Origin of the sequence: Kitasatospora sp. NPDC057223, from assembly GCF_042669755.1 — a bacterium.
Classification (GTDB): domain Bacteria; phylum Actinomycetota; class Actinomycetes; order Streptomycetales; family Streptomycetaceae; genus Kitasatospora.
On record NZ_JBHUWW010000045.1, the window covers coordinates 40134 to 55864 of the forward strand.

Sequence of the window (15731 nt, forward strand, 5' to 3'; positions counted from 1 at the left end):
GCCCTCACACCGGCTTCCCGCCTGCCCTCACGCCCGCTTGTCCGCCCTCACGCCCGCTGCCGCCGCCGGCCGCGCGCCCGGCGCCGCCGTCTGCGCCGCGCGCACCCCCTGAGCGCGAGCCCCCGCACACCCGTCCGCGCGCGCTCGCACGTCCACGCCCGCCGCCGCTCCGCTCCAGACCCGGAAGGTTGACCGATGACCAGCCAGCCCGCAGCCCACGGTCCCCGCCCCGTCCCTTCCGCCGCCCACGCGACGGGCACCTGCCCGGCCACCGGCGGCGCCTCGCGCAGGAGCTTCGTCAAGGCCGCCCTCGGCGCCGGCACGACCGGCGCCGCGCTCACCCTCGGCGCCGGCCCCGCCACCGCTGTGCCGCCCCGGGCCGAACCCCGGTCGGCGGCCGGATTCGTCCCCTTCCACGGCGTCCACCAGGCCGGCATCACCACCCCCGTACCGGCCTTCGCCTCCTTCGTCTCCTTCGGCGTCACCGCCCCCGACCGGGCCGCCCTCGAAGCCCTCTTCCGGACCTTGACCGCCCGGATCCGCTTCCTCACCGCCGGCGGCACCCCGCCGGATCTCGGCCCTGCCGCCCCGCCCTCCGACAGCGGCATCCTCGGGCCCGCCCTGCCCACCGACGACCTCACCGTGACCGTCGGCGTCGGCGCCTCGCTGTTCGACGACCGGTACGGGCTGGCCGGCGCGAAGCCCGTCCGGCTGGCCCCGCTGAAGGCCTTCCCGAACGACAGCCTGCGCGACGCCGAGATCCACGGCGACCTCTCGCTGCAGATCTGCGCCGAGAGCCGGGACACCGTCCTGCACGCCCTGCGCGACCTCGTCCGCCACACCCGCGGCGCGATGCGGGCCCGCTGGCAGGTCGACGGCTTCCTGAACCGCCCCCGGCCCAGCGGCTCCCAGCGCAACCTGCTCGGCTTCAAGGACGGCATCGTCAACCCCGACACCGCCTCCACTCGCCTGATGGACCGGCTGGTCTGGGTCGTCGACGGCGCCGGCGAGCCCGGCTGGGCCACCGGCGGCAGCTACCAGGTGATCCGGGTCATCCGCACCCTCACCGACGCCTGGGACGGCACCCTGCTCGGCGAGCAGGAGCGGATCATCGGCCGGAACAAGGCCACCGGCGCCCCGCTCGGCAAGTCCGCCGAGGGCGACGACCCCGGCTACCACCGGGACCCGCAGGGCGCCGTCATCGCCCTCGACTCGCACATGCGGCTCGCCAACCCGCGCACCGAACAGAGCGCCGACAGCCGCATCCTGCGGCGCGGCTTCAACTACGACCGCGGCCTCGACCAGGCCGGCGACCTCGACACGGGGCTCGTCTTCTGCTGCTACCAGCAGGACGTGAACCGCCAGTTCGAGGCCGTCCAGACCCGGCTCGTCGACGAGCCGCTGGCGCGCTTCCTGCGGCCCACCGGCGGGGGCTACTTCTTCGCGCTGCCAGGCGTCCGGGACTCCTCCGACTGGCTCGCCAGGGGCCTGTTCGCCGCGGTCTGAGACCGCCGGCCCGGGGCCGGGCGGCCGGGTTGTCGGTGGTCCGGGCGATGATAGGGGACGTCAGCGCGGCCGGACGGAAGGACACACCCCTATGAGCTGGTGGCAGGAGCCACTGGTCGGCTTCGATCTGGAGACCACGGGCACCGACCCGGCCGAGTCCCGGATCGTCACGGCCGCCCTCGTGGACACGGTCGGGAGCAGCCGGCAGGGCGCCGCCAACTGGCTGCTCGACCCCGGCGTCCCGATCCCCGCCGACGCCGAGGCCATCCACGGCATCGGCGACGACCTGGCCCGGAGCAAGGGCCGCCCGGCCAAGGAGGGCGTCGAGGAGATAGCCGCCGCGCTGTGCGCGCGCCTGCTGGCCGGCCGTCCCGTGGTCGCCTTCAACGCCCCCTTCGACCTCTCCCTGCTGGACGCCGAGTTGCGCAGGTACGGCCTGCCCGGCCTGGCCGAGCGGCTCGGCGGCCCGGTCGTCCCGGTGCTGGACGCCCTGGTCATCGACCGGGCGGTGGACAAGTACCGCAAGGGCTCGCGGACGCTCCAGCGCGTCTGCGAGGTGTACGGCGTCGAACTGACGGACGCGCACGAGGCCGGCAGCGACGCGCTGGCCGCCGTCCGGGTCGCGGTGGCGCTCGGTGAGCGCTACCCCGAGCAGGTGGGGGACGTCGCGCTCGCCGAGCTGCACCGCCGTCAGGTCGGCTGGTACCGGGACTGGGCCGAGGGCCTGGAGGCCTGGCTGCGCAAGGGCAAGGACCCGCAGGCGGTGATCGACCCGCGCTGGCCGCTGCGCTGACCGCCCCGGTCGGAGCGGTCCGGCTTCGGAGCGCCTCGGGAGCGGACCGCCTTGGGAGTGGGCCGGCTCGGGAGCAGGCCGGAGCCGGTCAGACGGCGGGGAAGTCGAAGCCGTAGCCCTGGGACACCAGCCACGGGAGCAGCTGGCGCAGGGCCGCGACGGTCTGGCTGCGGTCGCCGCCGCCGTCGTGCAGGAGGATCACGCCCCCGGGCCGCAGCTCCCGCTGGACGGTCGCCATGATCGCCGGCACACCGGGCTTCGCCCAGTCCCGGGTGTCCACCGACCAGCCGAGCGGGCGCATCCCGAACGAGGCGGCGACCTGCTGGTTCGAGGCGGTGAACCCGCCGCCGGGCGCCCGGAACCACGCGACCTTCGCTCCCGGCCCGCCGGCCCGGACGATCATGTCCCTGGCCGTGGAGATCTCGTACACCTGGCGGTCGTGCGAGAGCGCGGCGAACGGCTGCGGGTGGTGCACGCTGTGATCGCAGAGCCGGTGTCCCGCCGCGAGGATCCGCTTCACCGTCGCCGGGTTCGCCGCAGCCTGCGGGCCGATCTGGCAGAACGTCGCCTGCACGCCGTACTGCGCCAGCAGGTCGAGCACCTGCCCGGTGGCCGGCCCCGGACCGTCGTCGAAGGTGAGTGCCACCGTCCGGCCGCCCCGGGCCGTGGACGACACGACGGACGTCGGGACGCCGCTCGCGGGCGGCGGCGGTGGTGGGTTCGGCGCGGGCGTGCCGGTCGGTGGCGTGCCGGTCGCGGTAGTCCTGGCCGGGGTCGCACCGGTCGGTGGAGTGCCCGACGGCGGCCTGCTCGGGGCGGCGGTCGGCGGAGCCTGGGGCGCGCTCGGCTTCGGCGTGGCCGGTGCCCCGGAGGCCACCGGGGAGGACGCTGCGGGCGCGGACCCGGAAGGCGTGACGGGAAGGGTGGGGACGGCGGGGGAGGCGGGAGCCGTCGGCTCAGGACTCGCCGACGCGCTCGGCCCCGGCTGCGGCTGGAGCGCCCCCTGCGCCGTGCCGCACCCGGCGAGCACCGCCGAGGCGAGCATCGCGGCGCAGCCGGCCGCGAGGCCGCGCCGCACGGCACGCCTCGACCGGGCGTGGTCCGGGCGGGCAGCTGCCGACCGGGACCGGTACGGCTGGGAGGGGTGCTCGGGCATGGCAGCGGCTCCTGGTGTCGTACCGATCGCCTTCGACCGGGCGGACTGTCAGACGAGACGCTTGTTCATATCATCGTGGTTCCAGGGATATCAGCCCCCGGACCGGATCAGAACGGGTACCAGCGCACCTCCGCCGCCCCGTCCCGCAGCGAGTCCACCCGGCGGCGGAACTCCGCCAGCGCTGCCGGGTTGCCCGGCACCTGCTGGGCGACCCAGGACGCGCTCGCCGTCTCCCGCGCACCGCGCAGCACCGCGAACCCCGGCCAGTCACGGACGTCCCACCCGTAGGCCGTCGTGAACGCGAGATACTCCCGAGCCGGCACGCCGTACCGGTCGTGGCTCAACGCGAGCACCACCAGATCGTGTTCGCGCAGGTCCTGCGAGACGGTCTCCAGATCCAGCAGGACCGGCCCGTCCGGGCCCACCCGAACGTTCCGCGGCAGCGCGTCGCCGTGGATGACGCCCGGCACGAGATGCGGCGTCAGATCCGCCACGGCGGCGGTGAAGGCGTCCCGCCGGTCGCGCAGGAACGCCGTGTCCGCCGGATCCACGTGCCCCTCGGCGGCGGCCAGCCAGCGCCCGACCGGCGCGAGCAGGTCGCGCCGCCCGAGCTCGAAGGGCGGCAGCGGCAAGGCGTGCAGCGCCCGCAGCAGCGGGGCCAGGTCGGCGGGCTCCGCGGGCCGCACGGCGGGCGCCAGCCGGTGCCAGAAGGTGACGGGGTGCCCGTCCGCCGACAACGGCTCCGGCAGGTACGGGCGGACCACCGGCACGCCCTGCCCGTCCAGCCAGCGCGCCGTGCCCAGCTCGCGCCCGGCCCGCTCGTACAGCTCGGAGCCGCGTCCCACCTTCGCGACGACCGCCGGATCCCCGAGGTCGAACACGGCGTTCTCGGCGAGCGCCACCAGCCGCGCTCCCACCGGGTCGGGCAGACCCGCCGCCGTGCACGCCGCCGCGAGCAGCGCCCGCGCGCGGCCCTCGTCGAAGGGGATCATCAGCTGCTCCGTCCTGCGGGGAATGTCGCGATCATCCTTACCCGACCCGCCCGGCGCCGTGCCACCGCCCCGCTGCCCGCCTCCTCGCACGGCCCTCGTCAGGCGGCGAACGGGCTGCTGCTCCGGGCCTCGCGCAGCACCGAGCCCCACCAGTCCAACTGGTCCAGCAGCACCTTCGCCGCGCCCTGCGGGCCCTCGGGCTCCAGCAGGGCGCCGTCCGTCCCGAACAGCTGGTGGTAGCGCGGGAAGGACACGTAGTCGCGGACGGTGTGCGCATGCAACTCGCAGAACACCTGGCGAAGTTGCTCCACCGCCAGCAGGCCGCCGCTCGCCCCGCTGTAGCCGACGAAGCCGACCGGCCTGGCCTGCCACTCCGTGTAGTGCCAGTCGATGGCGGCCTTCAGCGAGGCCGGGAAACTGCGGTTGTAGTCCGGTGTCACCACGACGAACGCGTCGGCCGCCGCGAGCCGCCGGGTCAGCGGCGCCATGGCGGCCGGCCGGGGCAGCGAGGGCTGGAGCGCGGGCGACACCGAAGGCAGTTCGAGCGGCAGCGGCGTGTCCGCCAGATCGACCACGTCGACGGTGAACCGGCCGTGCAGCGCGGCCCGCCCGGCGAACCAGTCGGCGACCACCGGGCCGAACCGGCCCTCCCGGACACTGCCGACGATCACTGCGAGGTTGAGGGGACTGCTGGGCATGGCGGTGCTCCTTCTGTCTCTCCGCGCCGTTCGGCACGGCCGGTTCCCAAGCTGCCCGCCCGGGGCGGAGCGAGGAAGGCCGGGCCGGGACAGGTAGTGACAGGGCCACGATCCGGGCCGCCCCCTGCTGTTACGTTCGCCCGGTGAGCGACAACGAGCTGGGTATGTTCCTGCGCATCCGCCGCGAAGCCGTCACCCCCGCCGACGTCGGGCTGCCCGCCGGCCCCCGCCGCCGGACGCCGGGCCTGCGGCGCTCCGAACTCGCCACCCTCGCCGGGGTCAGCGTCGAGTACCTGGCCCGGCTGGAACAGGGCCGCGACCGCCGGCCGTCCCCTCAGGTCCTCGCCGCGCTGGCCGACACGCTGGGCCTGGTCCCCGCCGAACGCGTCCACCTGCACCGCCTGGCCAAGGGCGCCGAGGGCGGATTCACCTGCCGGGGCGACACGCTGCCCGCCCGCACGGTGCGCCCCGCCGTCCGGGCCCTGCTCGACCGGCTGGAGCCCGCACCCGCCGTGCTGCTCAACCGGCTGAGCGAACTCCTCGCCTGGACGGAGGGCTACGAGCGCCTCGCCCGGCCCGTCGGCCTGCTCGACGGCGCCCCGCCCAACCTCGCCCGCTTCGTCCTCACCGACCGCCGCGCCCGCACCGCCTACCCCGACTGGGAGCACGTCGCGGACGAGCAGGTCGCCGCCCTCAAGCAGGGCCCCTACCGCGCCGACCGCCACATCGCGGCCCTCGCCGACGAACTGACCGTCACCGCCGGCCCCGCCTTCGCCACCCGCGCCGCCACCGTCCCCGGCCTGCCCAGGCCGACCGGCACCACCCGCCTGCGCCACCCCGAGGAGGGCGAACTGCGCCTCACCTACGAGACCCTCGACCTGCTCGCCGACGACGACCAGCGCATCATCGTCCACCTCCCCGCCGACCCGGCCACCGCCGCCGCCCTCGACCGCCTCACCGGCCGCCGCCCCGGCGCCCTGCGGGCGGTCCCCGGCTGACCACGGGACTGTCGGTGGCGTCCGCTTCGATGACCCCATGACTGTTCATGATCTGGCCCGCGCCCTGCCCGCCGTTCCCGAGCTGCGGGAACACTGCCGCGCGCTCGCGATGCTCGACGCGATCCTCAGCCCCGAGTGGGAGTCCCGCTACTACTCCTTCAACAGCGCTTGGGCCGCGGACGAGGAGCTGGCCGCGATGCGCAACGGCTCGGGCGACGAGTACTCGATCGTCTTCTCCCCGGCCGGTGCCTACCTCCGCGGTTTCGACCACGAGTGCCCGATGAGCCCGTACGGCAACGACGGTGCACCTTGGCCCGGAGTCCTCGACGATGTCCCTCCGGCCTTCCGCCCCTACGTCGAAGAGCCCGCCTTCTCCGACGAGGACGACATCCCCGCGGTCACCGCCTGCCTCTGGCGAGCCCCCGGGGACGACCGGTGGCAGCACGGCTCGATCGAGTTCCCCGCCGGTGAGCCGGACCCGGACGGCGCCTCCCGTCTCTTCGAGCTGCTGGCCGACCGCTCGCCCGAGGCCTTCCAGCGGCACGCCGAGGACTACTACGAGACCACCGTCGACCTGACGGCGATCCGCGAGCTCTACGCCTTGCGCCCGCTGACCCAGCAGCTCGTCACCGCCCTCAACCCGGACCTCACCCTCGCCGACCTGGCCGAGGACCTCGCCGAGACCGGGTATCCGCAGGCGTGAGGGGGAGGTGGTCCGACGATCTCCACGTGTCGAGGGACGCGCATGCGGCCGGTCCCGGACGAAGAGCAGGTGACGGTGGCGGGGCGCACAGCCGGACAGGCAGGCACAAGCCGGTAGGCAGCGGACGACCACCGGAGGACCGGAGCGGTCAGGAGAGCAGTACGTGAGCACAGCGTGTGCCGAACCCGGCGACCACAGCCAGGACTCCGACCCGGAGCAGGCCCCGAGGTATGCCGTCCAGCACGTCGTCGCTCCTCGCAGTGCGGTGCGCCTGCCGGAGCAGTTCGAGCCGGCCCTCGGCACCGGCGCGTTCTGACCCGGGCGGAGCGTCGGAACGGACCACCCGCCGGGCGCGGGCGCCTCGGCTAGCGTGATGCCGTGACGGACATGACGAACGCGCAGGGGAAGCCGCCGGCCGGAGACCTCGACGTGCGGTGGCACGCCGGGTGGCCGTCGGCCAAGCACGATCCGGCGCCGGAGATCCAGGTGCACGCGTACGACGCGGACACGGTGATCCTGCGGCAGAACAAGTCGGTGCACTACGAGGCGCCGTTCCTGTTCCTGCTCTTCGGGGCGGAGCGGGCGCTGCTGCTGGACACCGGGGCGACCGAGGAGGAGCGGTACTTCCCGTTGCGGCGCACCGTGGACGGGCTGGTCGCACAGTGGCTGGGGCGCAACCCCGGGGCGGCCGGCGGGTACGGGCTGCTGGTCGCGCACACGCACGGGCACGGTGACCACGTCGCGGGGGACGGGCAGTTCGCCGGGCGGGCGGACACCGAGGTGGTCGGGCACGGGGTGGCGGAGGTCGTCGAGGCGTTCGGGCTGGCGGGGTGGCCCGAGCGGCCGGGGCGGCTGGACCTCGGCGGCCGGGTGCTCGACCTGGTCCCGGGGCCCGGGCACCAGTCGGCGGGCCTGGTGTTCCACGACCGCCGGACGGGGCTGCTGTTCACCGGGGACTCCTTCTACCCGGGCCGGATCTACGTCCAGGACCCGGCGGTGTTCGCCGCCACCGTCGACCGGCTGCTGGCGTTCTGTGCGGCCAACCCGGTGACGCACCTCCTGGGCTGCCACATCGAGATGTCGACGACACCGGGCGAGGACTACCCGCGCGGGACGACGTACCAGCCGGACGAGCCGCCGTTGCAGCTGGCCGTCGAGCGGCTCCGGGCCCTGCGCGAGGTGCTGGCCGAGGCCGGCGGCCGCCCGGGTGTGTACGGGAGTGACGACTTCGTCGTCCACATCGACGGCTGAAGGCCGGGCCCCGCAGTGTGCGGGGCCCGGCCGGTGCACGGGTGCGGGTCAGACGCCGACCCGGTGGCGCGGGGCGCCCTCGAGGTCGGCCAGCGGGGCGCCGGCGGGCGGGAAGGCCTCGCTGTGCGAGAAGTCCGGGAGCCAGCCGAGCCAGCGCGGCAGGTACCAGTTGCGCTCGCCGAGCAGGCTCATCACGGCGGGCAGCAGCACCCCGCGGATGACCGTCGCGTCGATCAGCACGGCCACGGCGAGGCCGACGCCCATCTGCTTCATCGACTGCATGGACAGCGTGCCGAAGACCGAGAACACTGCGACCATGATCACCGCCGCGCTCGTGACCACCCCGGCGGTGGAGCGGATGCCCTCCGCGATGGCCGCCTGGGTGGAGAGCCCGCGGTCGTGGCCCTCCTTGATCCGGGAGACCACGAACACGTGGTAGTCCATCGAGAGCCCGAACAGGATCACGAAGAGGAACAGCGGCACCCAGCTCTCGACCGCGCCGACCCCGGCGGTGCCGAGCAGCGAGGCGCCGACGCCGTGCTGGAAGACCAGCGTGAGCACCCCGTAGGCGGCGCCCACCGAGAGCAGGTTGAGCACGACGGCGGTCACGGCGACGCCCAGCGAGCGGAAGGAGGTGAGCATCAGCAGGAAGGCGAAGGCGACCACGAACCCGAAGACCGGCAGCATGCTGCCCGTCATCTGCTCGTTGAAGTCGTACGAGCCGGCGGTGGAGCCGGTGACCGGCGCCTCGGTGCCGGGCACCTTGAGCAGGGTGGCCGGGACGATGTCCTCGCGCAGGCTCTTCAGGGCGTCGTTGCTGGCCTTGTCGTTGCCGGTGCCGATCAGCGGGATGTCGATGGTCGCGATGTTCTGTGCCGGGTGCGTGGTGACCTCGATCGGGCCGTGCATCCGGCCGCCGGCCAGCGCCCGGGCCTTGAGGTCGGCGATCGCGGCGGTCATCGCGGGGGAGCCGATGTCGGAGGCCTTGACCACGACGGTGGCGGGGGAGGGGCTGCCGGGGAAGGCGGCCTCGATCCGGGCGGAGGTGGCGACCAGGGCGTTGCCCTTCGGCAGCAGCTGCTGGAACGTCAGGTTCGCGGTGTGCATGGTGAGCAGCGGGGCGGCGATCCCGAGCAGCAGGCCGCCGGCCAGCACGGTGGCGGCCAGCGGCCGGCGCAGCACGGGGGTGAGGACGGCGTTCCAGATCCGGCCGCCGTCGGTGGCGGCGGCGGGGCGGCGCAGCCGGTGCAGGAGCGGCACGCGGCCCTTGTCGACCTTGTCGCCGAGCATGGAGAGCAGGGCAGGCAGCACGGTGAGCGAGCCGAGGACGGCGGTGATCACCACGATGATGGTGGCGTACGACATGGCCTGGAAGTCGGCGATGCCGGTGAGGAACATGCCGGCCATCGCGACCACCACGGTGACGCCGGAGACCAGGACGGCCCGGCCGCTGGTCGCGGCGGCGATCTTCAGGGCGGTCTCGGCGTCCCGGCCGGCGGCCCGCTCCTCGCGTTCGCGGCGCAGGTAGAAGAGGCAGTAGTCGACGCCGACGGCGAGGCCGACCAGCAGCATCACCGAGCCGGCGTCGTCGCTGGTGTGCAGCAGGCCACTGCTGAGGGCGACCAGGCCGCCGGCCGCGATGAAGGCGGTCAGGGCGAGGAGTACCGGCAGGACGGCGGCGACCAGGGCGCCGAAGGCGACCAGCAGGATGCCGAGGGCGAGCGGGACGGCCGTCCACTCGGCGCGTTGGAAGTCGTTGGCGAACTGGTCCTCGAACCACTTGCCGGAGCTGGCCTCGCCGAGCTCCTCGACGATCAGCTCACGGTGCGCGGCCTGCACGCCGGCCACCGCGTCGAGCACGGCGGGGACGTTCTTGACCGCCTCCTCGCGGTCGCCGTTGACGGTGAACTGCAGCAGGGCGGAGTGCCGGTCGGCGGAGATCGCCTGGGTGTCGTACGGGGAGCGCAGGTCGGCCGTCCGGCCGGTGCCGGTGACGGCGGCGGCCACCTGGTCGACGACGCTGCGGAAAGCGGCGTCGTCGGCGGTGCCGGTGGCGCTCTGGATCAGGACGCTCTCGCCGGCCGGCGCCTCGATGCCGGCGTCGTCCAGGATCCTGGCTGCGCGGGCGACCTGGCCGGGCATCGACTCGGCGTCGGTGACCTTGGTGCTGCCGTGGGCGCCGCCCAGGTAGGCGGCGAGGACGACGAAGAGGAGCCAGCCGAAGACCGCGGACTTGCGGTGCCGGGCGCTCCAGGCGCCCATGGCGGCGGCGAGGCCGGATCTGGCCGGCCGTGAAGGTGACTGCACGGGAGTTCCCCCCGGAAGTGCGGCGGTGCGGGCCGCCGGATGCTGGTCCGCCGGGTGGTCCGGCGTCACAACTGACACTAGGAAAGCCGGAGTTCTGCCGGTATCCGGCTGGCGGGGGAGTTGCCCCGGGGGTCTGCCTCGGGGCCGGGGTGGGGTTTTCCCTACCAGGGGCCCCTGATGTCCCCCGGGGTCTCATCCCTGGGGACAGGGTGGAAATCCACCCTGAGAGGGAGGGGTCTCCACCCGGAGCACGAGGTCAGCGGGGTTCGGGCCGGGAGAGGATGGTGCGGGGCGGCCGGGCCGGCGCCCCTGAGGGGTGGATCGGGCGGGGGCTGCTTGCCGGGCGGCAAGCAAGTGCTCGTAGGATGATGCCTCAGTCACTTACCTGCCGACCGGCTAAGGAACGCCCCCGAGGCGCTCCGGCCGGTCTTCCGCCGTCGCCCGGCGTTCCGTCCTTCAGGGCTGCGGTGAACCATGCCCAGGAGGCACAACGAGCATGTTCCACCGAATCGGACAATTCGTGGTCAGCCGCGCGTGGTGGGTGATCGCGGCCTGGGTGGTCGCGGCCATCGCGATCATCGGCACGGCACCGACGCTGACGGCGCAGACCGACGAGGCCGCCTTCCTCCCCAAGCACTACGAGTCCATCCAGGCGACCGTGCTGCAGGAGAAGGCCTTCCCGTCCAGTTTCACCCCCGGCGCGCTCGCCCTCTTCGAGCGGACCGACGGCGGCAAGCTGGACGACGCCGACCAGGCCACCATGAACAAGGTGGTCCAGGGCCTCACCGACAAGAAGATCCCGCTCGTCGAGACCGTCCTGCCGGTCGGCCCCGACTCGGTGTCCAAGGACGGCAAGTACGCGCTGTCGATGGTCGGCATCGACAAGACGAAGATGCAGTCCGAGGAGTACGGCGACGCCGCCAAGGCGATCCGCGAGGAGGGCGCCAAGCTGGTCGACGGCACTCCGCTGAAGTTCCAGCTCGGCGGTCAGGCCGCGATGAACCTGGACCAGAAGGACTCCTCGGCCCTCGCCAACGCCCTGATCGGCGGCGGCACCGTCGTGATCATCCTGCTCACGCTGTGGCTCCTCTTCCGCAGCCCGATCATCGCGCTGCTGCCGATCCTGTCGATCTTCGTCTACTCGATGGTCGCCAACGGCCTGATCGCGGACGCGAGCAAGGTCTTCGGGCTCAAGTCCGACGCCTCCATGTCGGCGATCCTGATCGTGGTCCTGTTCGGTGTCGGCACCGACTACTTCCTCTTCCTGATGTTCCGCTACCGCGAACGACTGCGGGCCGGTGACGACCGCCACGACGCCGTGGTCAACGCGGTCGGCCGGGTCGGTGAGGCGATCGCCTCCGCCGCCGGGGCCGTCGTGGTGGCCTTCGCGGTGCTGGTGCTCTCCAGCCTCGGGATGTTCAAGGCACTCGGGCCGTCGCTGGCCATCGCGGTCGCCGTCACGGCGCTGGCCTCGATCACCCTGGTACCCGCCGTGCTCGCGGTCATCCCGGAGCGGGTGCTCTTCCGTCGGATCGTCGAGTGGCTGCGCTGGATCGGACGCCACGTGATGTGGCTGCCGCGTGCGCGCCGGCTCGCCCCCGCGGCCCCCGCCGTCCCCGAGGGGAACCCGAGCCGGTTCCTGGCCGTCCTGCGGACGCGTCCGGCCGGTGGGTTCCCGGCGCACTGGCTGCGGGAGTCGGGCAACGCCCGCTTCGCCGCGATGGGCAGCGCGGTCAGCCGCCGCCCGGGCGTCGCCGCCCTGGCCTCCGGTGTGATCATGCTCGCGCTGGCGCTCTCCGTGGTCGGCTACCAGGGCACCTTCGACCTGGCCGGCAGCTCCATGCCGAAGAGCAAGGAGTCGATGGTCGTCCAGGACAAGATGATGACGGCGTTCTCGGCCGGCGCCGCCGACCCGAGCCACGTCTACCTCACCACCACCCAGGACGGCGTCAAGCTCGACACGGCCGCCCTGGACGCCTACGCGGCCAAGCTGGGCACGGTGGACGGCGTCGCCTCGGCCTCGCTGCCGAAGAACGGCCTCAGCGCGGACGGCACCACCGCCAACTTCACGGTGCTGCTCGACGACACCCCGGCCAGCAACGAGGCGATCAGCACCATCAGCGGTCTGCGCGACACGGCCCACGCCGCGGCGCCGGCCGGCACCAAGGCCTACGTCGGCGGCATCACGTCCGTCTACAAGGACATCAACACGGCGATGAACCACGACTACTCGCTGGTCTTCCCGATCGCCGCGCTGCTGATCATGGTGATCCTCGGCCTGCTGCTGCGCAGCGTCGTCGCGCCGTGGTACCTGATGGCCTCGGTGGGCCTCGGCTTCGGTGCCACCCTCGGTGCCACCAAGCTGGTGTTCCAGAACCTCGCAGGCGAGCCGGGCCTGATGTTCATGCTGCCGATCTTCATCTACCTGTTCGTGGTCGCGATCGGCACCGACTACAACATTCTGATGATCGCCCGCCTGCGGGAGGAGGTCCGCGAGGGCCGCACCCCGCGTGAGGCGGCCGGTGAGGCGATCAAGCACGGCGGCCCGACCGTCGCGGCGGCCGGCTTCATCCTGGCGGCGACCTTCGCCACCATGCTGCTGGCGGGCAACACCCTCTTCAGTGAGATGGGCTTCTCGATCGCTTTCGGCATCGTGCTGGCGGCATTCGTGATGGCGATGTTCTTCACTCCGGCGCTCACCGCGCTGCTCGGCCGGGCGGCCTGGTGGCCCGGTCACGGGGACGTCGCTGAGCACGGCGGTGACGCCGGTCACGGTGGCTCCGCCGCGGCCGCCGCCGCCCACGGCGCCCCGGAGCCGGCCGGCCGGCACTGACGGCACCGGATCCAGGTCGTACCTGGTCAGAGGGCACGCGGCGGTCGCTTCGGCGGCCGCCGCGTGCCCGTCTCCGAGGGCCTGCAAACGTGACGTGCAGGGCAAAAAGTCACTCGATCATTCCGGGGGTCGCCGTGCTACAGTCGACCCAGTTGCAGTTTTGGTTCCCATGAACGTATGTGTGCGCCTGCTGGTACCAACCAACAGGCGCATTTGTTTTGTCCGGTGTTTCAGTCTCCGGATGGGGATCGCGGCTACTTTGGGGCCCACGAGGTGTGGGTCCTGATGCCCCAGTATGAGGAGACGGTTATGGCTACCGGCACCGTGAAGTGGTTCAACAGCGAAAAGGGCTTCGGCTTCATCGAGCAGGATGGTGGCGGCGCTGACGTGTTCGCCCACTACTCGAACATCCAGGCGAACGGTTTCCGTGAGCTGGTTGAGGGCCAGAAGGTCGAGTTCGACGTCACCCAGGGCCAGAAGGGCCCGCAGGCCGAGAACATCCGCGTCATCTGAGTCCAGCTTCCGAGCTGACTCAACGTCGCGAACCGAGGGCCCGTACCGCACGGTGCGGGCCCTCGTGCATGCCGCCGAACGGCCGGGGCGGCAGAGTTTCCTTTCTCTCCTGACGGCCGACGCCCCCCGCCACCGCGGGAGGTATACCCCCAGGTCCGCGCCACGGCACAGCCGTGGTCGTCGGCCGTACAGGACGGACACCATCACATGACCGATCAGTCACGCCCGCAGCGCAACCGCACCGGCGGCCGCCCGCAGGCAGCCGCAGCCGGCCAGGCCGGCCGGGGCCGCCCCCGCACCGGCGGCAGCTCCAGCAGCAACGGCGGCTTCAGCGACGCCCAGCGCCGCAGCGGCAGCAGCAGCGGCGGCCTGCGCGGCGCCGCGGCCGCCAACGGCGGCGGCCGGGGCCGCGGCCGCTCCGCCGCCCCCCGTGAGCGCGCCGTCGAGGCGCCCGCCGACTTCGCCGTCGTCGAGGGCACTCCGGCCCGCCCGCCGGCCGCGACCTTCGCCGAGCTGGAGATGCCCAAGGGCCTGCTCTCGGCGCTGACCCGCGAAGGCGTCACCGAGCCCTTCCCGATCCAGTCCGCCACCCTGCCGGACGCCATCGCCGGCCGCGACGTCCTCGGCCGCGGCCGCACCGGCTCCGGCAAGACCCTGGCCTTCGGCCTGTCGATCCTGGCCCGCACCGCCGGCCGGCGCGCCGACGCCCGCCGCCCGCTGGCGCTCGTCCTGGTCCCGACCCGCGAGCTCGCCCAGCAGGTCACCGACGCCCTCACGCCGTACGCGACCGCCGTCAACCTGCGGATCGCCACCGTCGTCGGCGGCATGTCGATCACCCGGCAGGCGAACGCGCTGCGGCGCGGCGCCGAGGTCCTGGTCGCGACCCCCGGCCGGCTCGACGACCTGATCAACCGGCAGGACGTCCGGCTGGACGAGGTCGCCATCACCGTCCTCGACGAGGCCGACCAGATGGCCGACATGGGCTTCCTCCCGCAGGTCACCAAGCTGCTGGAGCAGGTCGCCGAGGGCGGGCAGCGGATGCTGTTCTCCGCGACCCTGGACCGCAACGTGGACCGCCTGGTCCGCCGCTTCCTGACCGACCCGGTGACGCACTCCGTCGACCCGTCGGCCGGCGCGGTGACCACCATGGACCACCACGTGCTGCACCTCGACGCCACCGACAAGGCGTCCGCCACCGCGCACATCGCCGCCCGCGAGGGCCGGGTGATCATGTTCGTGCACACCAAGCACGGTGCCGACCGCCTCGCCAAGCAGCTGCTGGCCACCGGCGTGAAGGCCGCCGCCCTGCACGGCGGCAAGTCCCAGCCGCAGCGCAACCGCACCCTGGACCAGTTCCGGGACGGCGCCGTCACCGCGCTGATCGCCACCAACGTGGCCGCCCGCGGCATCCACATCGACGGCCTCGACCTGGTCGTCAACGTGGACCCGCCGATCGACCACAAGGACTACCTGCACCGCGGCGGCCGCACCGCCCGGGCCGGCGAGTCCGGCACCGTCGTCACGCTGGTGCTGCCCGAGCAGCGGCGTGAGATGAGCCGCCTGATGACCACCGCCGGCATCCGCCCGACCACCACCAAGGTCCGCCCCGGCGACGCCGAGCTGGCCCGGATCACCGGCGCCCGCACGCCGTCCGGCATCGCGGTCACGCTGGCCGTGCCGATCTCCCAGGCCCCGGTCGCGGCCGCCGCCGCCCCGCGCCGCCGCTCCGGCCCGCGCTCCGCGCTGCCGGCCGACGTCGACATCAACGGCAACGCCCGCCGTCGCCGCCCCAAGCAGCGGATGGGCACCACCGGTGGCGCCGCCACCCACACCGCCGCGGGCTTCTCCGGCAAGGCGAGCGCCGGCTCCAAGCCCGGCTCCGGTTCCAGGAGCGGCGGCAACTACGGCACCGGACGTCAGCGCCGCCAGGCGAACTGACGCCGCATCGCACACCGGCGGAGCGGGCACGGCCTTCGGGCTG

13 protein-coding genes are annotated in these 15731 nt (G+C 73.5%); 9 read left to right on the forward strand and 4 right to left on the reverse strand.

All coding sequences use genetic code 11. The features are described 5' to 3' along the window. Positions 1–195: 195 nt before the first annotated feature. Positions 196–1506, forward strand: a complete 1311-nt coding sequence (gene efeB / locus ACFUK0_RS18100) for an iron uptake transporter deferrochelatase/peroxidase subunit (protein WP_380251224.1) — start codon at positions 196–198, stop codon at positions 1504–1506. A 91-nt stretch (positions 1507–1597) separates the two neighbouring features. Next, positions 1598–2299, forward strand: coding sequence for an exonuclease domain-containing protein (locus ACFUK0_RS18105; RefSeq protein ID WP_380251226.1), 702 nt, complete (start codon positions 1598–1600; stop codon positions 2297–2299). An 88-nt stretch (positions 2300–2387) separates the two neighbouring features. Here the strand turns inward: ACFUK0_RS18105 and ACFUK0_RS18110 are convergent, their stop codons facing one another. The 3 genes from ACFUK0_RS18110 to ACFUK0_RS18120 all read right to left on the reverse strand — a co-directional run bounded on the left by ACFUK0_RS18110 (position 2388) and on the right by ACFUK0_RS18120 (position 5145). Next, positions 2388–2945 carry a polysaccharide deacetylase family protein gene (locus tag ACFUK0_RS18110; RefSeq protein WP_380251228.1) on the reverse strand — a complete coding sequence of 186 codons (558 nt, stop codon included), beginning with the start codon at positions 2943–2945 and terminating at the stop codon, positions 2388–2390. Between the two features lie 617 nt (positions 2946–3562). Next, positions 3563–4447 (reverse strand): aminoglycoside phosphotransferase family protein, encoded by an 885-nt coding sequence (locus tag ACFUK0_RS18115; protein WP_380251230.1) that lies wholly within the window; start codon positions 4445–4447, stop codon positions 3563–3565. A gap of 98 nt (positions 4448–4545) precedes the next feature. Beyond that, positions 4546–5145, reverse strand: a complete 600-nt coding sequence (locus ACFUK0_RS18120) for an NADPH-dependent FMN reductase (protein WP_380251232.1) — start codon at positions 5143–5145, stop codon at positions 4546–4548. A gap of 143 nt (positions 5146–5288) precedes the next feature. Between ACFUK0_RS18120 and ACFUK0_RS18125 the strand changes: the two genes are divergently transcribed. The 4 genes from ACFUK0_RS18125 to ACFUK0_RS18140 all read left to right on the forward strand — a co-directional run bounded on the left by ACFUK0_RS18125 (position 5289) and on the right by ACFUK0_RS18140 (position 8097). Continuing rightward, on the forward strand, positions 5289–6143 hold the full coding sequence (locus ACFUK0_RS18125; RefSeq protein WP_380251234.1) for a helix-turn-helix domain-containing protein: 855 nt from the start codon (positions 5289–5291) through the stop codon (positions 6141–6143). 37 nt (positions 6144–6180) lie between these two features. Then, positions 6181–6846 carry a hypothetical protein gene (locus ACFUK0_RS18130; RefSeq protein ID WP_380251236.1) on the forward strand — a complete coding sequence of 222 codons (666 nt, stop codon included), beginning with the start codon at positions 6181–6183 and terminating at the stop codon, positions 6844–6846. Positions 6847–7009: 163 nt separating this feature from the next. After that, positions 7010–7162: a hypothetical protein gene (locus ACFUK0_RS18135; RefSeq protein ID WP_380251238.1), complete on the forward strand. Its 153-nt coding sequence runs from the start codon at positions 7010–7012 to the stop codon at positions 7160–7162. A 71-nt stretch (positions 7163–7233) separates the two neighbouring features. Then, positions 7234–8097: an MBL fold metallo-hydrolase gene (locus tag ACFUK0_RS18140; protein ID WP_380251250.1), complete on the forward strand. Its 864-nt coding sequence runs from the start codon at positions 7234–7236 to the stop codon at positions 8095–8097. 48 nt (positions 8098–8145) lie between these two features. Here the strand turns inward: ACFUK0_RS18140 and ACFUK0_RS18145 are convergent, their stop codons facing one another. Next, entirely contained in the window at positions 8146–10359 is a 2214-nt protein-coding gene (locus tag ACFUK0_RS18145; protein ID WP_380251252.1) for an MMPL family transporter, read from the reverse strand. 541 nt (positions 10360–10900) lie between these two features. Between ACFUK0_RS18145 and ACFUK0_RS18150 the strand changes: the two genes are divergently transcribed. The 3 genes from ACFUK0_RS18150 to ACFUK0_RS18160 all read left to right on the forward strand — a co-directional run bounded on the left by ACFUK0_RS18150 (position 10901) and on the right by ACFUK0_RS18160 (position 15688). Further along, complete coding sequence (locus ACFUK0_RS18150) at positions 10901–13237, forward strand: MMPL family transporter (RefSeq protein ID WP_380251240.1); 2337 nt, start codon at positions 10901–10903, stop codon at positions 13235–13237. 309 nt (positions 13238–13546) lie between these two features. After that, positions 13547–13750, forward strand: coding sequence for a cold-shock protein (locus ACFUK0_RS18155; protein ID WP_073922031.1), 204 nt, complete (start codon positions 13547–13549; stop codon positions 13748–13750). A 207-nt stretch (positions 13751–13957) separates the two neighbouring features. Then, positions 13958–15688, forward strand: coding sequence for a DEAD/DEAH box helicase (locus ACFUK0_RS18160; protein ID WP_380251242.1), 1731 nt, complete (start codon positions 13958–13960; stop codon positions 15686–15688). Positions 15689–15731: the final 43 nt, after the last annotated feature.

Bases quoted from the DNA above. Each gene is read 5' to 3' on its own strand.
- ACFUK0_RS18155 (WP_073922031.1), top strand. From the start codon at position 13,547: ATGGCTACCGGCACCGTGAAGTGGTTCAACAGCGAAAAGGGCTTCGGC.
- ACFUK0_RS18145 (WP_380251252.1), bottom strand. From the start codon at position 10,359: ATGGGCGCCTGGAGCGCCCGGCACCGCAAGTCCGCGGTCTTCGGCTGG.
- ACFUK0_RS18160 (WP_380251242.1), top strand. From the start codon at position 13,958: ATGACCGATCAGTCACGCCCGCAGCGCAACCGCACCGGCGGCCGCCCG.
- ACFUK0_RS18150 (WP_380251240.1), top strand. From the start codon at position 10,901: ATGTTCCACCGAATCGGACAATTCGTGGTCAGCCGCGCGTGGTGGGTG.
- ACFUK0_RS18140 (WP_380251250.1), top strand. From the start codon at position 7,234: ATGACGAACGCGCAGGGGAAGCCGCCGGCCGGAGACCTCGACGTGCGG.
- ACFUK0_RS18105 (WP_380251226.1), top strand. From the start codon at position 1,598: ATGAGCTGGTGGCAGGAGCCACTGGTCGGCTTCGATCTGGAGACCACG.
- ACFUK0_RS18120 (WP_380251232.1), bottom strand. From the start codon at position 5,145: ATGCCCAGCAGTCCCCTCAACCTCGCAGTGATCGTCGGCAGTGTCCGG.
- efeB (WP_380251224.1), top strand. From the start codon at position 196: ATGACCAGCCAGCCCGCAGCCCACGGTCCCCGCCCCGTCCCTTCCGCC.
- ACFUK0_RS18115 (WP_380251230.1), bottom strand. From the start codon at position 4,447: ATGATCCCCTTCGACGAGGGCCGCGCGCGGGCGCTGCTCGCGGCGGCG.
- ACFUK0_RS18130 (WP_380251236.1), top strand. From the start codon at position 6,181: ATGACTGTTCATGATCTGGCCCGCGCCCTGCCCGCCGTTCCCGAGCTG.